The 20,191-nt window shown below is 59.4% G+C and carries 23 protein-coding genes and 1 pseudogene; 13 read left to right on the top strand and 11 right to left on the bottom strand.

Translation table 11 applies throughout. The annotated features are described in order from the left end of the window. Positions 1 to 9 precede the first annotated feature (9 nt). The 5 genes from FFR93_RS36520 (at position 10) to FFR93_RS36540 (ending at position 3,476) form a co-directional block, all read left to right on the top strand. A complete protein-coding gene (locus FFR93_RS36520; RefSeq protein WP_138396767.1) occupies positions 10 to 906 on the top strand; it encodes a pirin family protein in 897 nt (298 codons plus the stop codon). A 6-nt stretch (positions 907 to 912) separates the two neighbouring features. After that, complete coding sequence (locus tag FFR93_RS36525; protein WP_311044395.1) at positions 913 to 1,530, top strand: NADPH-dependent F420 reductase; 618 nt, start codon at positions 913 to 915, stop codon at positions 1,528 to 1,530. A gap of 200 nt (positions 1,531 to 1,730) precedes the next feature. Then, complete coding sequence (locus FFR93_RS36530; protein ID WP_138396769.1) at positions 1,731 to 2,630, top strand: AraC family transcriptional regulator; 900 nt, start codon at positions 1,731 to 1,733, stop codon at positions 2,628 to 2,630. Between the two features lie 164 nt (positions 2,631 to 2,794). Continuing rightward, positions 2,795 to 3,109, top strand: a complete 315-nt coding sequence (locus FFR93_RS36535; RefSeq protein WP_138396770.1) for a putative quinol monooxygenase — start codon at positions 2,795 to 2,797, stop codon at positions 3,107 to 3,109. 103 nt (positions 3,110 to 3,212) lie between these two features. Further along, positions 3,213 to 3,476, top strand: a complete 264-nt coding sequence (locus FFR93_RS36540) for an Atu4866 domain-containing protein (RefSeq protein WP_138396771.1) — start codon at positions 3,213 to 3,215, stop codon at positions 3,474 to 3,476. Between the two features lie 27 nt (positions 3,477 to 3,503). On the opposite strand, the gene FFR93_RS36545 is transcribed toward FFR93_RS36540, so the two are convergent. Next, positions 3,504 to 4,421, bottom strand: a complete 918-nt coding sequence (locus FFR93_RS36545; protein WP_171049328.1) for an AraC family transcriptional regulator N-terminal domain-containing protein — start codon at positions 4,419 to 4,421, stop codon at positions 3,504 to 3,506. 248 nt (positions 4,422 to 4,669) lie between these two features. Here FFR93_RS36545 and FFR93_RS36550 point away from each other — a divergent pair. The 4 genes and pseudogenes from FFR93_RS36550 to FFR93_RS36565 all read left to right on the top strand — a co-directional run. Next, positions 4,670 to 4,789 (top strand): annotated as a pseudogene (locus tag FFR93_RS36550) (SDR family oxidoreductase); the annotation flags it as partial. 25 nt (positions 4,790 to 4,814) lie between these two features. Then, positions 4,815 to 5,288, top strand: a complete 474-nt coding sequence (locus FFR93_RS36555; RefSeq protein WP_138396773.1) for an ester cyclase — start codon at positions 4,815 to 4,817, stop codon at positions 5,286 to 5,288. Further along, complete coding sequence (locus FFR93_RS36560; protein ID WP_138396774.1) at positions 5,285 to 6,061, top strand: SDR family oxidoreductase; 777 nt, start codon at positions 5,285 to 5,287, stop codon at positions 6,059 to 6,061. The genes FFR93_RS36555 and FFR93_RS36560 overlap by 4 nt, the downstream gene beginning before the upstream one ends. Positions 6,062 to 6,239: 178 nt before the next feature. Further along, the gene (locus FFR93_RS36565; RefSeq protein ID WP_138396775.1) at positions 6,240 to 6,674 is read left to right on the top strand and encodes a DoxX family protein; all 435 of its coding nucleotides are present in this window, start codon (positions 6,240 to 6,242) and stop codon (positions 6,672 to 6,674) included. 87 nt (positions 6,675 to 6,761) lie between these two features. Here FFR93_RS36565 and FFR93_RS36570 read toward each other — a convergent pair whose 3' ends face one another. Together FFR93_RS36570 and FFR93_RS36575 are read right to left on the bottom strand one after the other, a co-directional pair. Next, a complete protein-coding gene (locus FFR93_RS36570; protein ID WP_138396776.1) occupies positions 6,762 to 8,099 on the bottom strand; it encodes an aldehyde dehydrogenase family protein in 1,338 nt (445 codons plus the stop codon). Positions 8,100 to 8,165: 66 nt separating this feature from the next. Beyond that, positions 8,166 to 9,008 (bottom strand): oxidoreductase, encoded by an 843-nt coding sequence (locus FFR93_RS36575; protein WP_138396777.1) that lies wholly within the window; start codon positions 9,006 to 9,008, stop codon positions 8,166 to 8,168. A 276-nt stretch (positions 9,009 to 9,284) separates the two neighbouring features. Here FFR93_RS36575 and FFR93_RS42010 point away from each other — a divergent pair, with 276 nt between their 5' ends. Then, positions 9,285 to 9,419 carry a hypothetical protein gene (locus tag FFR93_RS42010; protein ID WP_259663773.1) on the top strand — a complete coding sequence of 45 codons (135 nt, stop codon included), beginning with the start codon at positions 9,285 to 9,287 and terminating at the stop codon, positions 9,417 to 9,419. A 153-nt stretch (positions 9,420 to 9,572) separates the two neighbouring features. Here FFR93_RS42010 and FFR93_RS36580 read toward each other — a convergent pair whose 3' ends face one another. The 5 genes from FFR93_RS36580 to FFR93_RS36600 form a co-directional block, all read right to left on the bottom strand. Further along, positions 9,573 to 10,286, bottom strand: coding sequence for a hypothetical protein (locus tag FFR93_RS36580; RefSeq protein ID WP_138396778.1), 714 nt, complete (start codon positions 10,284 to 10,286; stop codon positions 9,573 to 9,575). Positions 10,287 to 10,496: 210 nt separating this feature from the next. Next, positions 10,497 to 11,486: an ABC transporter permease gene (locus tag FFR93_RS36585; RefSeq protein WP_138396779.1), complete on the bottom strand. Its 990-nt coding sequence runs from the start codon at positions 11,484 to 11,486 to the stop codon at positions 10,497 to 10,499. Beyond that, positions 11,483 to 12,463: an ABC transporter permease gene (locus tag FFR93_RS36590; protein WP_138396780.1), complete on the bottom strand. Its 981-nt coding sequence runs from the start codon at positions 12,461 to 12,463 to the stop codon at positions 11,483 to 11,485. The genes FFR93_RS36585 and FFR93_RS36590 overlap by 4 nt, the downstream gene beginning before the upstream one ends. After that, complete coding sequence (locus FFR93_RS36595; protein WP_138396781.1) at positions 12,460 to 14,013, bottom strand: sugar ABC transporter ATP-binding protein; 1,554 nt, start codon at positions 14,011 to 14,013, stop codon at positions 12,460 to 12,462. The genes FFR93_RS36590 and FFR93_RS36595 overlap by 4 nt, the downstream gene beginning before the upstream one ends. Before the next feature lie 81 nt (positions 14,014 to 14,094). Beyond that, a complete protein-coding gene (locus FFR93_RS36600; RefSeq protein WP_138396782.1) occupies positions 14,095 to 15,219 on the bottom strand; it encodes a sugar ABC transporter substrate-binding protein in 1,125 nt (374 codons plus the stop codon). Between the two features lie 377 nt (positions 15,220 to 15,596). Between FFR93_RS36600 and FFR93_RS41705 the strand changes: the two genes are divergently transcribed. After that, a complete protein-coding gene (locus FFR93_RS41705) occupies positions 15,597 to 15,713 on the top strand; it encodes a helicase-related protein (protein WP_246661392.1) in 117 nt (38 codons plus the stop codon). Positions 15,714 to 15,895: 182 nt separating this feature from the next. Further along, positions 15,896 to 16,861 (top strand): MBL fold metallo-hydrolase, encoded by a 966-nt coding sequence (locus FFR93_RS36610; RefSeq protein ID WP_138396788.1) that lies wholly within the window; start codon positions 15,896 to 15,898, stop codon positions 16,859 to 16,861. Between the two features lie 164 nt (positions 16,862 to 17,025). Here the strand turns inward: FFR93_RS36610 and FFR93_RS36615 are convergent, their stop codons facing one another. Beyond that, complete coding sequence (locus FFR93_RS36615; protein WP_138396783.1) at positions 17,026 to 17,961, bottom strand: LysR family transcriptional regulator; 936 nt, start codon at positions 17,959 to 17,961, stop codon at positions 17,026 to 17,028. 416 nt (positions 17,962 to 18,377) lie between these two features. Further along, entirely contained in the window at positions 18,378 to 18,782 is a 405-nt protein-coding gene (locus FFR93_RS36620; protein WP_138396784.1) for a helix-turn-helix domain-containing protein, read from the bottom strand. Positions 18,783 to 18,909: 127 nt separating this feature from the next. Between FFR93_RS36620 and FFR93_RS36625 the strand changes: the two genes are divergently transcribed. Next, positions 18,910 to 19,809: an NmrA/HSCARG family protein gene (locus tag FFR93_RS36625; protein WP_246661393.1), complete on the top strand. Its 900-nt coding sequence runs from the start codon at positions 18,910 to 18,912 to the stop codon at positions 19,807 to 19,809. A 114-nt stretch (positions 19,810 to 19,923) separates the two neighbouring features. Here the strand turns inward: FFR93_RS36625 and FFR93_RS41300 are convergent. Then, positions 19,924 to 20,191: hypothetical protein (locus FFR93_RS41300; RefSeq protein ID WP_205910757.1), on the bottom strand; the 268-nt coding region annotated here is incomplete at its 5' end.

Below are 20,191 nucleotides of genomic sequence, written 5' to 3' on the forward strand. Positions count from 1 at the left end.
GAGCGGACAATGTCTTACTTGTCGAACGCTGACATTGAGCAGGTCATCCTGCCCTCGACCCGAGACCTCGGCGGCTTTTCCGTTCGCCGGGCACTGCCGGCGGCAATGCGTCAAATGGTCGGGCCGTTCATATTCCTTGACAGCTTCGGTCCGGTACGCTTCGGCGCTGGCGACGGTATCGATACCCGCCCTCACCCGCATATCGGTCTGTCGACCCTCACCTATCTTCTCGAAGGTGAACTTCTGCATCGTGACAGCGAGAGCTACGTGCAGTCGATCAGCCCTGGCGAGGTCAATCTGATGGTGGCCGGCTCCGGCATTGTCCACTCCGAGCGCACGCCGGAGCACATCCGCAAGTACGGTGGCGAGCTCACGGGTCTGCAGAGCTGGATCGCCCTTCCGAAACAGGTCGAGGACACAGCACCCCTCTTTCAGCACCTTGGCGCCGGCGAACTGCCGACGGTCAACGGCGAGGGCATCAACATGAAGCTTCTCGCGGGCACCCTGCACGGCCGGCGCTCACCTGCCACGACCTTTTCAGATCTCTTTTCAGCAGAGATTCAACTCGAGGCTGGGGCTCGCTACAGGATTGACGGCGAGCACACTGAGCGCGCGATCTTCGTCGTCAACGGCGCCATCGAGATCGTTGGCCAGGACGGCACCTACGGCCCGGATCGCCTCATCGTGTTCAAGCCCGACGCCGAGATCGTGGTGAAGGCAACAGAGCCAACCCGGTTTCTTGCGTTCGGAGGAGAGCCTCTTCCGGAGAAGCGGTTCATCCGCTGGAATTTCGTGGCCACGGATCAAGACCGCATTCGCCATGCGGGCAAGCTGTGGCGCGAACGGCAATTTCCCGGCGTACCGGGCGACGACGAGTTCATTCCCCTCCCCGACAACTTCAACTGAAACCCCATCAGATCAAGGAGAACTACAATGACTACTTATGCAATCATCGGCTCAGGGGCGATCGGCTCCGCACTTGCCGAACGTTTCCATGCTGCGGGCATCGAAGCTGTTATCGCCAACACGCGCGGTCCTGCTTCGCTTCAGTCGGTTACCGAAAAGTTCGGAAGCACGGTGAAGGCGGTGGAACTCGATCAGGCTCTGCAGTCCGACGTCCTCATCCTGGCTGTGCCCTATGACGCCGTTCCCGATGTCGCCAAGAGGAAGGAAGCCTGGGATGGCCGCACCGTCGTCGACGCCACGAATGCGATTGACTTCCCTGCTTTCAAACCGCGTGATCTCGGCGGCCGGCTCTCTTCGGAAATCGTTGCAGACCTCTTTCCGGGTGCACGGCTTGTCAAAGCCTTTAACACCCTGCCAGCAGCCGTGTTGGCCGCTAACCCTCAAGCAGAGGGTGGCAAGAGGGTTTTATTTCTTTCAGGCAATAACCCTGATGCAAACCAGATCGTCTCGCACCTTGCTGCTTTGCTTGGTTTCGCTCCGACCGACCTTGGAACCCTGGCTGCGTCTGGCCCAGTCCAGCAGTTCGGTCGCCCCCTCGTCGCCCTCAATCTTTTGAAGGCTTGATCGGCACAGATAGTAGTCTGCATATTGATCACGCTTGTTTCAGTTCTGGCGCATGAAGGGACGAAGGAGAGCTGGCAAACTTTCAGCTTGCACCACGTCGCGATGGCGCCACGACTCCTGGCAATTGGAGTAAGAGCTCAATCGATAGCCGCCCCCTTGGCGGCTATCGTCATGCGCTAAAGAAATTTAAGGACCAAAAAATGATCGAACGTCTCGCGCGCATCCTCAACGAAAATTCCCGGCACGATGGTGTCACAGAGACTGAGGTGCCTCGGCTTCACATCCTGCGTTCGGTGACGCCGACGGAGGCTATACCGATCCTTCACAAGCCGGCGGTCTGTTTCGTCGCGCAGGGCCGAAAGCAGACAACGCTTGCCGATCATTCCTACCTGTACGAGCCGTCAAAGTTTCTGATCGTCAGCGTCGATCTGCCGATCTCAGGGCAGATACTGGAGGCATCGCCTGACAAGCCTTACCTTTGTCTGAGGCTCGATCTGGAGCCGGCCGCAATCGCTGACGTCATCAGTGCCGCGGTGCCTGGCGGCCTGCGCAACGAAGAGCCACAGCGTGGGATCGCAGTCAGCGACGTACCCACGCAACTGCTTGACGCGGTCGTCAGGTTTGCCGAGCTGCTGGAAAGCGGACGTGAGAGCGATCGTGCCGTCCTCGCTCCCCTTGCAGAGCGCGAAATTCTGTACAGGCTTCTGTTGGGTGAACAAGGGGATCGGCTTCGGCAGATCGCCATGGCGGAAAGCAAACTCAGCCAGATCAACAAAGCTATTTCTATCATCAAGAAAAACTTCGACAAGGCTCTAAAGATCGAAGAGATAGCGGCTCAAGTGAATATGAGCGTATCGTCGTTCCACCAGCACTTCAAAACAGTCACCGCGATGAGCCCTCTCCAATATCAGAAGCAAATCCGGCTTCAGGAGGCGCGCTGGCTCATGATCGCCCAGGCATTGGATGCGGCGACCGCTGGATTCAATGTGGGATACGAAAGCCCCTCGCAATTCTCGCGCGAATATGCGCGAATGTTCGGCTTGCCGCCTAAGAAGGACATAGAGAAGATGAAGTCGATGCCAGCGACAACCTGGCAGTAGGCTCAGATTGCTTCAGGAGCCGGCGGTTTGCCTTGTGATCTCACCTTCGTAGGAATGGGCAATACCGCCGGACCTCCTTGATACCTCAACCGTCGCGCTTTGAGCCATCCTCATGGCATGGACAGCTTGGAAACGCTGATCCGCCAAGGAAGAGGAGTTCAACGATGACAAAGCTTACGAATATTGCGTTCATTCGGGCTCAAGCTGGTAAGGGCGATCTGCTCGGCGCTTGGCTGAACAAGCTCGCCACGCCCAGCCGAAACGAACCCGGCTGCATTAACTATGACGTTCACCGCTCGATCGACGATCCGGACATGTGGTTCGTATATGAGAACTGGCGCAGCAAGGCTGATCTCGATGCACATTTCGAGATGCCGCACATGAAGGAATTCGTTGCGGCCATTCCTTCGCTTGTCGATGGGCCGCCTGATTTACGCCACCTCACGATGACGACGGAGCCTGCTCATGCAGCGCCTTGAACGACAGGCATTACTGGCATCCTCAATCATCGGAGGTGCCATCATTCTTTTGGCAGTCGGACCGGCCCTTTCCACAGCCTTACGAAATGAAACGGAGAACACCATGACCCAGCAGCCCCACCCTTACGTCGGTATGTGGGTAACCGAGGACGGCTACATCCGCCACGAATTGCTTCCAAACGGCCGATACGACGAGGCTCGCGGAAAACGGAAGAGTGCCTATCAGGGGAGTTACGTCGTGACCGGCAACCATATCGACTATGTCGACGACACCGGCTTCACGGCAGATGGCGACTTTGTGGATGACGTTCTCTATCATGCCGGAATGGTGCTTCGACGGAACGTTGAGTTCAGCCAAATGGCTTGAACGGCGGCGCCTTTGCGCCGCCTTTTCTTATTCCTCCAGCTCAGCGGGGAAAAGTTGGCGCAGGCGAGCTGCATCCACCGCCGGGCTCGCGTGGAAGGTGGCCTCGTACTCGGCCTGGAACGTTCTGGCGTTTGCGAAGCCGGTAGATGCAGCAGCCGCTAGAAGGGGAGCACCAAGCGAAAGGAGGCGTCTTGCTTCCTGTAGTCGAAGATGTTTCTGGTAACCTGCGGGCTCATGGCCCGTCAGCGCGACAAAATTCGTCTTGAGGCTCCGCTCGGTCATCTGCAAACGCTCGGAAACGGTACTCAACGCCCCTGCCTCGCGCCAGTGAACGCGAAGATAGTGCGCCGCCCAGGCTGTTCTGGCTGTCGCGGTATCGGGCACGGCCAACTGCCCGAGAGCTGGCGAGCTATTGGTCGCCATGTGATAGAGGATTTCCAACTCTGCCAGCGGCCCGAGCACCTTCATCTCCTCTGGATTATCGAGAAGCCTCAGAAGCCGGTGAATTGTATTTTCCAGCCTTTGAGAGGGTCGGAAGGTGGTCAGGCCGCTTGCGGCGTGATTTCGGCGTGCTTTGCGCGGAGTGAGGGAATGGAAGCCACGCAGAAGGTCAAGATCCAGTTCGATCCGGACGCCCAGGAAAGGAGCATTCCTGCTAGCCTCTATCACCTGTCCTGTAACCGGAAGCGGCGACGCGACGGCGAGAGCCGCGCCCGCGCCATAGATCAGGCGATAGCAACCACTTTCGACCAGCTTACGGCCCTGCGCCACGAAGCAAATGCTCGGCTCGTAGACCGTGTATATCGGGCCGGTCGGTTCGGACGACCGGAGAAGAAATACACGCTCCATAGACGTCGAAAAGCTGCCGTCCACGCCCGTGCTCGCTTCTATTGACTCGGCGATCTCTTTGAGGATTGTCATTTTCAAAACGCCCTGCCGTTCCAACGGCTCATGGAGCCATCGTTGATGCACGGATGGCCAAACTCCGAGGATTTTACCTCGTAGCTGTGATCGGGCGGTATATCGCCAGTCGTGCATCCTTGCCCAATTCTACGCAAGTTTCAGCCTTCATCGCTTGGCCATCTATTCTATTTTTTCGAACATAGGCGCGCATTTTATCCGGCTTTTCCGAAATAACTGGACGCGGCATCTTGGCTCCATCGAAATAAACCACCCGACGGAGAAAGCACGGCGGCAAGCCGGAAGAAATCGCGGCAGCCGCAATCTGGCTTGCCTCCGACGCCGCCTCCTATGTCACCGGACACATGCTCACCGTCGATGGCGGCATGACGATCGGTGGCTTTGAACTCTGACAACGAAGCTCGAAAGGATCATCTCATGTCAGACCAGCATGAATCCCAACAGGAAGCATTGAAAACAGTCGTCCGTCGCAACACACTCGAAGTGCAGTCGGGCGGAAACTTTGAACTGTTCGACAAGCTCTTCGCCGACGACTTCCTTGATCACACGCCGCAGCCGGGCGGGACGCCGGATAAAGAAGGCGCGCGCCGCCTTTATCATGCCCTGCGCGAGGCCTTTCCGGACTTCCGTGCCGATATTCACTGGCAGGCGGTCGACGGCGATATCGTCACGACCTTCAAGACCTATCATGGCACCCACCAGGGCGTGGTTCTCGGGATCGAGCCTACGGGCCGCAAGATCAAGTTCGAAACCGTCGATGCCATGCGCATCCGCAACGGTCAGATCGTGGAACACTGGGGCGTCGCCAACCTCTACTATCTTCTGCAGCAACTCGACGCCCTGCCTCCTTCGGCGCCGAAAATCCCTGAAGTCCAAGGACAACCGTCATGACCAAGAGTAATATCCTCGATGGCAAAGTCGTCATCGTAACAGGGGCATCGAGCGGCATTGGCCGTGCGATCGCCATCCGGGCCGCCGAACGTGGTGCCAAGGCCATCATCGCCTCTGATGTCGTAGAAGCGCCGCGAGAAGGCGGTGAGCCAACCGTTTCGGAGATTCGTAAGCTCGGAGTGCAAGCTATTTTCGTAAAAGCTGATGTCAGTCGCAAGGCCGATAATGATGCGCTGGTCGCTACGGCCGAACAGTTCGGTGGCGTCGACGTGATGGTCGCCAACGCTGGCATCACCTTGAAGACCGACGGCCCAGAGGTTCCTGAAGAGGACTATCGCCGTCTCATGTCGGTCAATCTGGACGGATCGCTGTTTGGGGCGCAGGCCGCGGCAAGGCAGATGAAGGCTTTCGGCAAACTGGGTAGCATCGTCCTGATGGCGAGCATGGGTGGCATCTCTGGTGCCGGCATTACCGTCGCCTATTCGACCAGCAAGGGCGGTGTGGTGTTGATGGCGAAATCGCTCGCCGACGCGCTCGGTCCTGACGGCATCCGTGTGAATGCGGTCGCGCCCGGCACGATCGACACGGAGCTCCTTCGCACAAGCCCTGGTATTGCCCAGGCGTCTGAAGGTTTCCGACAGCGAACGCCTCTGCGGCGTCTTGGCAAGCCTTCGGAGGTTGGGGACGCTGTGGCATTTCTGGGCTCGGATCTCTCCAGTTACATCTCCGGGACAGCGCTCCTGGTAGACGGCGGCCTTCTCTCCGTGATCTGAACTTTACGACCCTCCAGTCGGACCCGCGTCTCACAAGCGGGTTTTTCTTTGTTCTAACCGTTCGATTTTCTCGATGATAATAAGCGAATTTATCCAGCTTTTTCGTTTGATCGCATAATGGCAATTTCTCCTCACGACGCAGCCACGGTGGCTACGCCCCAACTCAGGAGAAACGTCAATGTCTTATTCCGATGCAATCGTTCAGCGCGCTGAAACTCTTTCCCAGTCGGCCCTCGTCAACGGCATAACGCCCCTCGGCGGCCGCGTTCTTCTCGCCGCCATCTTCCTTCTTTCCGGCATCAGCAAGATTTCCGACCCGGCCGGAACGATCGGCTATATCAATATAGTGGGCCTGCCCTTCCCGCCTTTGTCCTACGGCGCAGCAGTCGTGACCGAGATCGTCGGCAGCATCGCCCTCATCCTCGGCTTTCAGACCCGAATCGTTGCCATGGTCCTTGCTCTGTTCAGCGTTGCCACAGCGCTCACGTTCCATAGCGACCTGAGCGACCTGAACCAGTTCATCCACTTCTTCAAGAACATCGCAATGGCCGGTGGCCTGCTGCAGGTCGTCGCGTTCGGTGCGGGGCGGTACAGCCTCGACGCCCGTCGCTGACATTCAGCACGCGAAACCAAGCGAGCCCGGACCTAGGTCCGGGCTCGCTTGGTTTGTGTCCTGCTTGGCGCTTACGACCGGAAGAGGCTACGCTGCGACTTTCGTGACGCCACGCTGCCAGACAGCGCGCTCGTGAGAGAATGCCTTGAAGCCGTAGATCGAGTGATAGGATCCGATACCGCTTCCATTGACGCCGCCGAATGGAAGACTGCCATCAAAATAATGCCCGGCCCACGAGTTCACTGAAACCCCGCCGGAGGTGGTGTTCTGGATGAAGTTCTCGACAAAGGCTTCATCCGTGGAGAATACGAGCGATCCGAGCGGTTTGCCGTGACGCTGGATCGTCGACAGGGCGTCGCCGATTGTGCTGTATGGCAACACGACCGTGACAGGGCCGAAGATTTCGTCCTGCATGATCTCCGCATCCGCGGGGACCTCGGTCAGGATCGTCGGCTCCATGGTCAGTTCGTTCGGGCTTGAAGCGCCACCGAAAGCCACCGTCGCGCCGCGCTTGACGGCATCGTCGACATAGCCCTTGACGCGCTCGAAGTTCCGGTCATCGATAAACCTGCCCGTCTTGGTGCTGTCGAACTTACCGTCGGTATAGGTCAGCTCCTTGATGACTGAAGACATCTTGTCGATGAGGTCCTTCTTCCTGGCTTCCGGAACGAGAACGTAGTCAATCGACAGGCACGTCTGGCCGTTGTTCATAACGCGGCTGGTGACGATGCCGGAAGCCGCCTCGTCCAGATCTGCGGTGTCGTCGATGATGGCAGGGTTCTTGCCCCCGAGTTCAAGCGTGACGGAGGTGAGGTTCTTGGCCGCGGCCGCCATAATGATCTTGCCGACTTTCGGGCTGCCCGTGAAGAAGACATGGTCGAAGGGCTTTTCCAGCAATGCGTTTGCGACATCAGAGCTGCCTTCGAACACCGCGACTTCGGATTCGTCGAACACGTCCCGCACGATCTTGGCGAGGACGGCACTCGTGGCCGGCGCCATGCTGGCGGGCTTGATCACCGCGCTATTGCCGGCTGCCAGTGCGCTGATCAGCGGTTCCACGCAAAGGTGGAACGGGAAATTCCAGGGACCGAGGATCAGCACCGTGCCACGGGCCTCGTAATGGATATAGGCCTTCACCGAAGGATTCTGGATGTTCGGCCGGACCGGTGCAGGTGCCATCCATTCGTCCAGATGCTCGATTGCCTCGTTAGCGGTGTCGATGGAATTCTGGACGTCGAAAGGCATTTCGACTTTCGGGCGTCCCATGTCCTTGTAGAGCGCTTCAGCGACCTCTTCTCCGGCCGCCAACAGTCTATCCCGAAGGCGTATGATGCGCGCCTTGCGCTCTGCGGCGGTGCTTGTCTTCATTTTCCAGACGTTCGCCTGCTGAAGGGCGAGCACACGATCGATTTCTACGTTTGCCATGGCATGATTCCTTGGATTTGATTTTCGGATGAATGCGGCCGGCAGGGCAGCCAGCCGCGTTGTAGGTCAGGCGGCGGCGTTCTGATGGTCGGTCGAAGCCGAAAGCTTTTCCCACTGGTCCATTTCGGCGCTGCGTGCGGCGATCTCGTCGCGGGCAAACTGAACCGCGTCCGAGCCGACCAGGAAGTGCATCGGCGGCTTCGCAGCGGACGCCATCTCGACAATCGCGGGGCCGAACTTTTGAGGGTCACCGAGCTGCTGGTGGCTGTGATCCTTGTAGGCGGCCTCGACTGCGCCACGCACTTCGTCGTAGTCGGAGACCCGGTTACCTGCGAATCGCACCGAGGTCGGATCGAGGAAGTCGGTTCTGAAGTAACCCGGCGACACGACCGTGACGTTGATGCCGAACGAGGCGACATCCTTCGCCAGGTTGACGCTGAACCCTTCGACGGCGAACTTAGACGTGCCGTAGAGCGTGCAGAGGTCGAATGCGACCTTACCGCCAATCGAGCTCAGATTGATGATATGCCCGGACTTCTGCCGGCGCATGACCGGCAGCACCGCGCGGGTGACGCGCATCAGGCCGAAGACGTTCGTCTGGAACTGGGTTTCGATGTCTTCCTCGGAGGCCTCCTCGAAGATACCAAGGTGACCGTAGCCTGCATTGTTGACCAGGACGTCAATGCGTCCGAAGCGCTCAACTGCGGTCGCGACGGCTTCTTTCGGAGCCTCCCGATCGGTAACGTCGAGTGCGAGAGCCAGCAGGCGGTCGCTTTCGCCGAGCGCCTTTTTGACGCTGTCAGCGCTGCGCGCAGTGGCTACGACATTGTCGCCGGCGGCTAAGGCTGAGCGCGCGACTTCAGCACCGAGACCGCGACCAGCGCCTGTGATAAACCAAGTCTTCGTCATCGCTTTCTCCTTTTGATTGCTCTGGCGGTCTGAGAGGTCACCGCCACGAGGAGAATTTGGCCGATGTGATCGTTGGTGCGGTAGACTGCTCCTCCGCGGGCCTTGCACGATTCTACGAATGAGCAGTTGGCGTTACGACCTGGTTGGAAAGCGTTTGGAATGACTTGGATCAAGGTCTCACTACAGAGACACCAAGTACAACGTCAGCGGATAAAAAGCCGCCGAACTGAAACCCGTGGTCCAACTACGCAAACTGAGTGTGTGGGGAGATCTAAGATGTCAACGGACTGGAGCCAGACGATGCTGTCGATCATCTCGGCTGGGTCGATGACGCACCACGCCTCGTCCAATGCGCGAAGCGCCGGCCGAGCTGAACGGGTAGAAGTTCTGGTTCGGCGGGACGAGTTCTGAGTAATCCCTGCGAAAATGACGCGGCGTTCATCGTTTTCTGTCATCAAAGGTGACAATTGACGGCCGAGGCATACCCTCTGGTGGACGTGTCAACGACCGTACACAGTCGGTTAGCAGGGCCAGGTTCCGATTCGGCCGCACGAGGCGCTACAGCTATTGAGTGCCAAGCCGTCCGAACTGACCCGGTCGTCGTTTGGCCGGTGTCGGCTGGGCCAGCTTATAACGGGCGGGTGGACTGGAGTCCTCACCGGGAATGAAGGCAAGAACGAGAAGCGCGCCATAGAAGAAAAAGGTAATTCCCTGGATCGCAAGCGTCGGCAACGGAATTGCAAAAAACCTCGGTAAGAAGACGGGCGCGAGCAGCAGCCAGAGCAGATATTGCGGCCAACCGATGTCGCGAAGCCTACTCGATACCATGTAGAGCAGGCCTACAATGGTAATCGCTGTCATCGCGATCCCGGCAACCATGTATAGCGTTTCGAAGAAGGAACGGCGGGAGACGAGCTTGGCAGTCTCGGCATCGCTCGCTCCGACGCGCAACGTCATCTGCGTTGCCCCTTTGGCGGCCATAGCACGTAGATTTTGCATATCCTCTGCCGTTGGCTTGCGGCCGGACGCTGCAATCTGCTTCACCAACTCTTCCTGCCCTTTGAACATCAGCGGCATGTTTTTGCCGCTGACCTCGCCTCCGACGGCGGTCCCTGTGCCGCCTGTCGAGCGTGGCGCCATTAACTCACGCGATGCCTGATCATGTTCGGCCATAATCAGGCGCTCGATCGGGTCCTTCGCAATATCGAAGCAGAACATGAGCAGAAGCAGCACGGCGTAGGTGATGCGCGTAAGCCGAGATTGGCCAAAGATAGTCATGAAGTCCAGCACTAGTTCGTCTTGTGATGGGCGGACGATGCTCGCTGCAATTTAGGATTTCGCTAACGCAACATGGATGATTTTACGAATATAGAGGATCATTGATCGTGTTTCCTATGGGCATTCGCTGCCTGAACTCACACCCAATCGGATTTATTCGTCAAGCGTGCGGCTCGCGCGGCGGTTCGGCGTTGCAGTAGCGCAGGCGCGCTATTGCCGGTTGGCCGGGCTGCGGCCGTAAAGCAAAAGCATGGCGATGATGACGACGCCGTAGATGATCTGCCGCCCTGCCTCCGGCATCTGCATGACGGATAGAATCGATTGCAGCAGCGTAATCAGGATCACGCCGGCAACGGTGCCGAGATAGGAGCCCTTGCCGCCGAGAATGGAGGTTCCGCCGAGGACGACGGCGGCGATCGAGGGCAGGAGATAAGCATCGCCCATGGACTGCGCCGCTTTCGAGGCATAGCCAGCAAGCAGGGCACCGCCGAAGGCGCTCAGCGCCCCTGAGGCAATGAAGGCGATCATGACGATCCGGCGGGTATTGATACCGGAAAGATAGGCGGCACTCTCCCGGTTGCCGATACCATAGACGGACCGGCCGAATGTCGTGCGGTTAAGCACGAAGACCGTTGCGGCGCCGACGACCGCCCAGATGAGAACGGCATTGGGTAGCCCGGGCAGAAGGAAGCCGGTTGCCAGATAGCGCATCGCAAATGTTGCCGAATCCTGCGGCGAGAAGCCGCCAGTATAGACAACCATCAGTCCTTGCGCGACGGCGTTGGTCGCCAGCGTGATGATCATCGAGGGGATGCGCAAATAGGCGACGCCGATCCCGTTGGCGAGCCCGATCGCCATACCGCAGGCAATGCCGAAGGGAATGGCCAGAGCCTCGCCGAGTGGGCCGTAAGCGGCAGCCGCGCACGCCATCATTCCGCCGACGGCGACAGACCACGGCACGGAAAGATCGATCTGGCCGAGCAGCACGACGATCATCATGCCAGTGGCGATGACGCCAAGAAAGGATGCGACCTTCAACTGCTGCAGGAGATATTCCGGCGACAGGAAACTCGCCGAATAGAAACTGCCGATGATGAGCAGCAGGAAAATGCAGGCGAAGGCGGTAGCGATGGCCGGGTCCAGCCGATGAATTAACTTGGAAAGCCGGGTCACTGAGTATTCTCGCATTAGGTTGTTCATCCGAACCATTCCAGGCGATTGCGCACACGGAACAATGCGAACGCGCCAAGGCTCACCGCGACGAGCAGCACCACACCCTGGAACAGCGGCTGCCACAGCGGATCGAAATCGAAGACGAAGAGCAGGTCGCCGATGGTCCGGAAGGCGAGGGCTCCGAAGATTGCGCCGCTCGCGCTGCCTTTGCCGCCGAACAGGGATACGCCTCCGAGCACCACCGAAGCGATTGAAAATAGCGTATAGGCATTGCCGCTCGCGAAGGCTGCCTCGCCGGTGAAGGTAAAGAAGGTGAGGAAGAGCCCGCCAATCGACGCAAGGAGACCAGCGAGCGCATAGGCGGTAAATTTCGCGCGGCGGATGGGCAGGCCGGACATATAAGCCGCGATCTCCGATGAACCGGAGGCATAGGCCGCCCGCCCGATCAGGGAGCGGCTGAACGGTACCCATATGACGAGAACGACGGCGATGAGAGCGACAAGGCTGGCCGGCAAGAGGTCGAAGACCTTGCCGGTCATGACGTCTGCCAATTCCTCATTGACCGATCCGCCGGGAAAGGGTCGCAGCAGGAGGGCGATGCCGAAGAACACAGCGCCGGTGGCGATCGTGGCAACGATCGGCTGCAACCGTCCATAGATGACGATCAGGCCGTTCAGCGCGCCGCAGGCAAGACCGGTTGCCAGGACGGCCATCACGCCAAGAGCAGTTTCAAGCGGCGAGCCGAGCACGAGCCAGGAGGCCAGCGCATTGGTCAGGATGAAGATCATGCCGACCGAGAGGTCGATGCCGGCGGTGATCACCACCAGCGTCTGAGCCATCGCGACGAAGGCAAGCAGCACGCCCTTGTTCGCCGCGGTCTGGACGACATTGGCCGTCAGTCCGGCGGGATGATTGGAGACGTAAATTGCAAACATGACGAGGAATATGCCGGCCGCCATAAGCGTACCGCGCCGTTCGCCCAGCCGGTAACGCCACTCCTTCATGCCGCGCTCCCCACATTCTCGCTGCCGACATTCAGTGCGCTCGCCACCAGCGCATGCTCGGTGATGCCGTCGCCCTTCAATTCGCGTCTGATGCTGCCATTGTAGAAGACGAGAACGCGATCGCAGCAGCCGATCAGCTCGTCGTAGTCCGTCGAATAAAAGAGAATGGCTGCTCCCGCTTCGGCCAAGCGCCGCAGCAACTGATAGATCTCCTGCTTGGTGCCGACATCGATGCCGCGTGTCGGATCGTTGAGCAGAATGATCCGCGGCTTGCGCATCAGCCACTTGGCGATGACGACCTTCTGTTGGTTGCCGCCGGAGAGCGCTCCGACCGGAATGTCGAGACCTGCCGTCTTGATCGCCAGTAGCTGTACCATCTCCTCGATCAGCCGTTCTTCCTTTTCCTGATCTATCACCCACGCTCTGGACACCCGGTCCAGTACCGCAAAGGATAGATTTTCCCGGACCGTCATCGGCAGCATCAAGCCTTCCGTCTTCCGGTCCTCGGGGATGAGCGCCATGCCGATCTGTCCGGATTTTGCCGCTGCCGGGCTTGCGAGCGTAACCGCCTTGCCGTCGACAAGGACGGAACCTGTGGTCCCGCGCAGGACGCCGAAGAGCGCAAGCAGCAGCTCGCGCTGCCCTTGACCATCCAGGCCTCCAAGGCCGACGACTTCACCGCGACCGACGGTAAGCGAAATGTCGCGCAGCGTATCCGCCCAGCCGAGCTTGCGGCATTCGAGGACCGGACGGACTTCATCCTTCGCAACCCGCTCCGGTTTCGGCGGAAAGGCGCGGCTGTACTCCCGACCGATCATCATTTCGACGATCTCGCCATCGCTGCGCGTACCTGCCGGGAAACTCGCCACATTCCGGCCGTTGCGCAAGACCGTGCATTGATCCGCCAATTCGGAGATCTCCTGCATGCGATGAGAGATATAAAGGAGTGCCAACCCTTCGGACCTCAGCCGCCGCAAAACGGAGAAGACCTTGGCGACATCGGCTGCCGTCAGTGCCGACGTTCCTTCGTCAAGAATGAGAATGCGCGGTTTCCAGGCGAGCGCCTTGGCGATCTCCACCAGTTGTCGGCGCGAGAGCGGCAGGTCCTTGACCAGCTCGCGCGGATGAATGTCGCTGGCGCCTGCCCGCGCGAGCATCTCCTCGGCGATGACGCGTTGCGCCTTTCGATCAATCAGGCCGAAACGGCGCGGCGGAGCGGCGATAGAGATGTTGTCGGCAACGCTGAGGTCCGGGATCAGCGAGAGTTCCTGAAATACGCAGGTGACGCCGGCGGCGGAAGCCTCGGCCGGGGAGCGGAAGGTCACCGGATGCCCGTCGAGCAGCATGCGGCCTTCATCCGGCGCGACGACGCCGGCCATGATCTTGATCAGCGTGGATTTGCCCGCGCCGTTCTCGCCGAGAATGGCGTGGATTTTCCCGGCTTCCACGGTGAGTTGGGCGTTTTCCAACGCATGCACGCCGCCGTAACGCTTCGATACACCGCTCATCTCAAAGAGCGGGGTTGCCGCCGGTCTTTCTGGTGCCGTCATGAATGTCCTCGGGGCAGGTGTTTCTCGCGCGCCGCGGGCAGAGCCGCGGCACGCCGCTCAAGCGATCCGGTGGACCCCGGCCTATTGGTTTTCCTTCGACTGCCCCATGATCTCCTGTGCGGTGAAATTGATGCCGCAGGTCGGAAAAGCGTTGCCGACGAAGAAATTGTCCGACTGATCCGGATAGAAGTCCTGGCCCTCCTTGAAGTTCGGGTCTTCGACGATTGCCAGCGGCAGCTTGATGGACTGCGGCACGACCTGTCCTTCAAGTGCTGCGATCGCCGTCTTGATGGCAACCGCCACCTGGGCAGGCCCGGTGCCGGCCGAGGAGCATTTCAGGCCTTCGCCAGCATATTTGGCGCAGAACTTGCGGAAGCCGTTTTCCGTTTCGCCACCGAAAGGCACGAACGGATGTTTGGCATCGATCATCGCCTGGACGACGCCGGTATCGCCGCCCTGCGCGGTGATGCCGTCGAACTTCTTGTGCACGGCTATCGCGTCGGCGGTGGCCTTCTGTGCCGTCGGGTCGTCCCACTTGCCGAGCACTTCGACGACATCCCACTTCTTGCCGGTGGCATCCAGGGTTTCGTGAATGCCGTTGTGGCGGTCGGTATCGACTGACGTTCCGGCGACCCCGCGCACCTCGAGAACTTTGCCGCCGTCAGGCAGGTGCTTTGCCAGCCAGTTAGCCCACAACACGCCAAGGCCCTTCTGGTCGACGTTGACGTTGATTGCGTCTTGCGTATCCAGAATATTGTCGAAGGCGACCAGGACGACGCCGGCCTGCTTGGCGCGCTTGATGACCGGTCCGAATGCAGTCGGATTCTGGGCATTGACGACGATGGCGTCGTAACCGGAATCGATGAAGTTGTTGATCGCCGAAATCTGCGCCGGCACGTCCTCACCGGTGGAAACGACCTTGAACTCCTTGAGTTTGGCGGCGACATCCGGCTGAGCGGCATAGGCTTTCGCCGTCTGGATCATCTGAATGCGCCAGGTGTTGGCGATATACCCATTGGCGAGCGCGATGCGATAAGGCCCGTCTTTTTTCGGAAATTTGAAGAACTTGGTATCCGCCGTCCACGGCACGAAGCAGTCAGCCTCGGCCGCAGGCCCGCTGACAATTTCCGGTTGGGCAAGAGCCGTGGAGTGGGAAAGCGTAAATGCAGCCGCGGCAAGAAGGCCGCCGACCAATGTCTTGTACATTGAATCCTCCCATTTGTTGCCATGTTCGGATCGGCATCGAATGGGTGTCGGAATCATCGACTGTCCGCTGCAGTTGTTCTGCAGTCGGTTGCCGGTCCGGCAATGCATGTCGATACGCTATCCAAATGACGCCGGATGGGCTCCTCCCGAGGGCGTCACGCAGCCGATGGTAGCGCTGCCAATCATGATTGTAAAGAAGCACACAATGACCTGATTAACGCGGATTCTCAGGCTCATCCGGAGCAGATAGTGTCGCCGGGGCCTGTCCTGAAGCTGCTCTTTTGCCGCAGCGAATTGACTTCGCACGATGTCGCTGGAGCTTGTCGTAGAGAGCCGCCCCGTAGTGAACCACATCATCGGCACAAACGGCCTTCGGAATGGGACTGGACGCGCCCGATGTTCGGCTGGTGATCCATTGGCAGCAGCCCGCCTCCGTAGAGGACTATCTGCAGGAGTTCGGTGGCGCGGGCCGCGATGGCATGCAGTATCATTGACGTTCACCGATGGCGGACGTGGTCCACGCAATAGACTCATGCGCATTGTATCTATTTTTGAGACAATGCGGTTCATTGTTAGCGCCTACTGCGATCATTCGATCCCGATTAGGTTTCTGCTCACACCAGTTGGCCATCAACATGGAAACTGTGGACGAAACGTCAAACATCGGAGAACTGCCATGCTAACCCGTAGAGGCCTCATCAAGAGCGCAGCGGCGCTCGTCGCAGCGGGAACCGTTTCGGGCGGGTTCACCCCGGCCCTCGCGAAGGCACCTTTGCAATCTTTCCAGGCTCCCGGCTTTTACAGAATGAAGCTTGGGAGCTTCGAACTGACGGCGCTTTCGGACGGAACTATTCCGCTGCCTCTTCCGGAGCTTTACACAAACACCGACGCCGAAGATGCGCGGAGAGCGCTGGCCGCGGCGTTCATGGGCACGCCGACAGATACGTCGGTCAATGCCTTCCTCGTCAACACCGGGGAGAGGCTGGTTCTGATCGACGCCGGCACGGGCGCCTATCTCGATGGTGCGCTCGGCGAGCTCGTCGCCAATCTCGAGGCGGCCGGCTACAAAGCGGACCAGATTGACGACATCATCCTGACACATATCCACACCGACCATTCCGGCGGGCTGACGATCAAAGGCAAGCCGGTGTTCGCCAACGCGACCGTTCACGTCAACAAACGGGAGCATGCTTTCTGGATGGAGACGCCCGTGGAGAGCCGACCGGCCAATGTGCCGCTAAGCTATTTCGTCGAGGCGCATGAGAGTCTGGGGCCCTATGCCGACGCCGGCAGGGTTCGGACCTTCGCCGATAATGCCAGCATCCTGCCGGGCATCGGCTCGATCCTGCGGGCCGGGCACACGCCGGGGCACAGCTCGATCGTTGTGGAAAGCGCCGGCGCGAAGATCGTTTTCTGGGGCGACGTTACCCATGGAAATGTGCTTCAGTTCGACGAGCCGGACGTGGCGATCCAGTTCGATACGGATCAGTCCGAGGCCATTCGTGCCAGGGAGGCGGCCTTCGCGGATGCGGCCAACGGCAAATACCTGGTGGCCGGCGCTCACATTGCCTTCCCGGGCATCGGCCATGTTCGCCGCGATGCGACGAATTACGAATGGGTTCCCGTCAACTATGCCTCTTGAAAACGACCCATAGGGGCGCAACGGAGCGGAGCCCGTTGGGCCGGTTTCATGTCTGGGCGGCACCGATCGCCATCGTCCCGGCTTCAATGGGCCGCGGACAACCAACTGATTGCAACCACCGGGAACATGAAGCCCTCCCCACCATGCCGCTGCCGCAGAGCCGATCAGTGCGAAGCGGCCAGATTCTCGTCGCGGATCTCAGTGAGGTTCAGTCTCGGCACCAGAAAGTCGAGGAACGCCCTGACCTTTGGCGGCTGGATACGTCCGCCGGCTCTCATCGCGTAAAGCGTGGGGGCCGGCCCGGACCATTCGGGAAGCACGCGGACGAGACGTCCTGCGGCAACGTCCGACCCGACACGGAGATCACTGGTCATCTGCAGACCTTCACCGGCCAGCAGAAAGCCGTGCAACCCTTCGGGATCGCTGGCCACCGCAACGGGGCGTACTGGAAACTCGTTGCGCCGCCCCTCGCGCGTCAGCGGCCAGGCGTGGACCGGCTTGTCGAAATAGAACTGTGTCAATAGGCAAGCATGATTGACGAGCTCTGCCGGGCTCGAAGGGCTCCCGTGCGTTTCAAGATAAGCGGGAGCCGCATATATGCCCATTGGGAGGTCGCCAAGCCGGCGAGCACTGAGCGAGGAATCGGGCAACGGCCCCTCCGACAGACGCAGCGCGATATCAATCTCATTGGCAACAACATCCAGCACCTCATGGGCCAGAAGCAACTGCGGATAGACATCCGGGTAGAACCTTCTGAATTCGCTGAGCACCGGCGCCAGAATGCGCGTCGACAACCAATGTGGAGATGTGATCCTGAGCCAGCCCTTGGGATTTTGCTGCAGTTCGGCCACAGCGCTTTCTGCATCTTCGATATCTTTGACCAAGCCCTCGCAACGCTGAAAGTAGATCGCGCCAGCCTCGGTGAGCTTCAGGCTGCGTGTTGTCCGGTGGAGAAGCTGGGCCCCTAACCGCGCCTCCAGTTCCTGAACCTTGCGGCTGATCCGCGTCTTCGGCGTTCGCAGCGCCCGCGCAGCACCGGTGAAGCTGCCCTCCTGCACGACCTTTACGAACGCCACCGTATCGCTGAAGTCACGCAGCATGGACCACCCCCATTCGCTCTCGAATTCGGGACAATGAAGACCGATTTCGCCGGATAATCAAGCCGATTCAATTCCTCTATGTCTCGATTGTCCCGATTTAATGGATTGGACGGGACCAGTCCCGCGAGGCGCTGGCTCCATCTCAGCCGGTAATCATTCGGCGCGCCGAGCCCCGGTGCGCGAATTGCGGCTTACCATCCGTCGGAGACATCTGGGTGCAGTTCCGACTCATTGCTGTCGTTGTCGACGCACGCAACGAATGGCGCGATTGAGCCCGAAAACGACTTTCCAACCACGGTTCACAACGACCGCTCTGCGCCCTCAATCCAGCCGTTCAGCCTGCTGCAAAATTTCAGGAAAGCTGCCGGTGGCCTTATGCAGACCGAATATCCAGCTTGAGATGGAGAGCGAACAAGCTACGTCTCCGCGGCGTCGAACTGCTCGCGGGAACGTTCGATCGCCTGCCAGTTTTCTCGGATCCACGAAGTGAAGCCTTCGAGCGCCGGCAACATCGTCTTTCCGACGGGTGTGAGCACGTACTCCACCCGCGGCGGCACCTCCGGGTAGTAGTGCCGCTTCACCAGCCCATCGCGTTCAAGGTTTCGCAGAGTGAGTGTCAGCATGCGCTGGGAGATCCTGGGGATGCCGTTTTTAATCGCCGAGAACCGCAATGATGTCTCAGGAGAAATCGCCAGGATCGACATCACGAGGATCGTCCATTTGTCGCCCATCCGGGCAAGGACGCTATGAGGCGCACACGGCGTCAGTACCGGACCTCTTAGACCTTCCCGATAAGGCCTGCCGTGGATCGTTTTGCTCAACAGTCACCTCCCTGTGACCGGCACACAAAGTTGTGCCGTCTTGTTCGAAAGATATAGCAGTGCCATCTTCCGCCAATCAATAGTTACGAAAAGGAACTTTAGGATGAGCGGAGCAAGATCGGCGCTGGTGCTGGGAGCGACGGGGCAACAAGGCGGAGCAGTCGCAAGGGCTCTGAATACGAAGGGCTGGGTAGTCAAGGCACTTGTGCGGGATCCCCAAGGCGATAAGGCGAAGGCGCTCACGGCCCGGGGCATTGAGCTGCGTCGTGGCGATCTTGCGGATCCGAGATCCATTCAAACAGCCATGTCCGACGTCGACGCGGTTTTCAGCATCCAACCCAGTTCCGGCCAGGGCTCAGTCTACGGCGTATCCGACGAACAAGAGGTTCTCTGGGGCAAGACGGTCGCCGATCTCGCCAAAGCGTCGGGCGTCGGCCATCTCGTTTATTCCTCCGTGGGCGCTGCGGGAAAGGGCATCACGGGCATGGGCCACTTTGACAGCAAGACCGAGATCGAAGAGTACATCCGTAGCCTCGACATTTGTTACACAATCGTGCGCCCCAGCTCTTTCATGGAAATGCTGATGCTACCGGGCATGGGTCTCGATCGGGGCGAATTCAACTTCCTCATGCGGCCGGATCAGGCCATGCAGGTCATCGCAGTGGACGATATCGGCAAAGTCGTTGCTGCCATACTGGATGTTCCTGCCGCCTATGCCGGGCGAACCCTGGAGATCGCCGGCGACGAAATCACGGGCCTGGACCTGCAGGATGTGCTGAGCCGTGTGGCAGAACGACCGGTCACTTATCACCGCTTCCCCGACCGCCTTCTTGCGGAGAACCGCTTCCTTGGGCGTCTGGCTGAACTGGTTGATGATGGCCGCTGTGCAGGATCGGCCGACATCAAGGTGCTCCGTCAGGAGTTCGGGGATCTCATGACACTGGACACATGGCTTGAGGGACCCGGCAGGCCGCTCCTCCAAAATGCGCTTCAGGCCGCCGCGGTGGCGGCAGTGGCGCTTCGCTGACCTCTCGTGCGGGCGGATACGTCGCCTTTCATCGATCCGGCTTGACACAGGGAAGCGGTATTCTCACACAAAAGCAACGTTGTCGGGACGCCGATCTGGCGTGTTGAAACGCCTTCAGATACCGCTTTCTATCACGTGGATCCTGTAGCGGACGATCTTCTTTCGGCCCCATTCGGGCAGTGCGCCTAGTCCGGCCAATGTCCCCTCGGCGCCAAGCTGCCTAATGGAATTCCTGCCCTTCACCTTCAGCGTGTCGATATGCGTCCCTGCGCAGCGATCCGGAATTCGCCGAAGGCTGGGCGTGAAAGCGCGCGGAGATCGCCAGCCTGAAGACAGTGGCCGCTCGTCTTGAATCCTGGCTCGCATGGAACGACGGCGAGCT

Source organism: Rhizobium sp. MHM7A (genome assembly GCF_005862215.1).
In the GTDB taxonomy this organism is placed as follows: domain Bacteria; phylum Pseudomonadota; class Alphaproteobacteria; order Rhizobiales; family Rhizobiaceae; genus Rhizobium; species Rhizobium bangladeshense.

Coding starts and splice junctions, on each gene's coding strand:
- FFR93_RS36520 (WP_138396767.1), top strand. CDS start 10: ATGTCTTACTTGTCGAACGCTGACATTGAGCAGGTCATCCTGCCCTCG.
- FFR93_RS36530 (WP_138396769.1), top strand. CDS start 1,731: ATGATCGAACGTCTCGCGCGCATCCTCAACGAAAATTCCCGGCACGAT.
- FFR93_RS36535 (WP_138396770.1), top strand. CDS start 2,795: ATGACAAAGCTTACGAATATTGCGTTCATTCGGGCTCAAGCTGGTAAG.
- FFR93_RS36540 (WP_138396771.1), top strand. CDS start 3,213: ATGACCCAGCAGCCCCACCCTTACGTCGGTATGTGGGTAACCGAGGAC.
- FFR93_RS36555 (WP_138396773.1), top strand. CDS start 4,815: ATGTCAGACCAGCATGAATCCCAACAGGAAGCATTGAAAACAGTCGTC.
- FFR93_RS36560 (WP_138396774.1), top strand. CDS start 5,285: ATGACCAAGAGTAATATCCTCGATGGCAAAGTCGTCATCGTAACAGGG.
- FFR93_RS36565 (WP_138396775.1), top strand. CDS start 6,240: ATGTCTTATTCCGATGCAATCGTTCAGCGCGCTGAAACTCTTTCCCAG.
- FFR93_RS36570 (WP_138396776.1), bottom strand. CDS start 8,099: ATGGCAAACGTAGAAATCGATCGTGTGCTCGCCCTTCAGCAGGCGAAC.
- FFR93_RS36575 (WP_138396777.1), bottom strand. CDS start 9,008: ATGACGAAGACTTGGTTTATCACAGGCGCTGGTCGCGGTCTCGGTGCT.
- FFR93_RS42010 (WP_259663773.1), top strand. CDS start 9,285: ATGTCAACGGACTGGAGCCAGACGATGCTGTCGATCATCTCGGCTGGG.
- FFR93_RS36580 (WP_138396778.1), bottom strand. CDS start 10,286: ATGACTATCTTTGGCCAATCTCGGCTTACGCGCATCACCTACGCCGTG.
- FFR93_RS36585 (WP_138396779.1), bottom strand. CDS start 11,486: ATGAACAACCTAATGCGAGAATACTCAGTGACCCGGCTTTCCAAGTTA.
- FFR93_RS36590 (WP_138396780.1), bottom strand. CDS start 12,463: ATGAAGGAGTGGCGTTACCGGCTGGGCGAACGGCGCGGTACGCTTATG.
- FFR93_RS36595 (WP_138396781.1), bottom strand. CDS start 14,013: ATGACGGCACCAGAAAGACCGGCGGCAACCCCGCTCTTTGAGATGAGC.
- FFR93_RS36600 (WP_138396782.1), bottom strand. CDS start 15,219: ATGTACAAGACATTGGTCGGCGGCCTTCTTGCCGCGGCTGCATTTACG.
- FFR93_RS41705 (WP_246661392.1), top strand. CDS start 15,597: ATGGGACTGGACGCGCCCGATGTTCGGCTGGTGATCCATTGGCAGCAG.
- FFR93_RS36610 (WP_138396788.1), top strand. CDS start 15,896: ATGCTAACCCGTAGAGGCCTCATCAAGAGCGCAGCGGCGCTCGTCGCA.
- FFR93_RS36615 (WP_138396783.1), bottom strand. CDS start 17,961: ATGCTGCGTGACTTCAGCGATACGGTGGCGTTCGTAAAGGTCGTGCAG.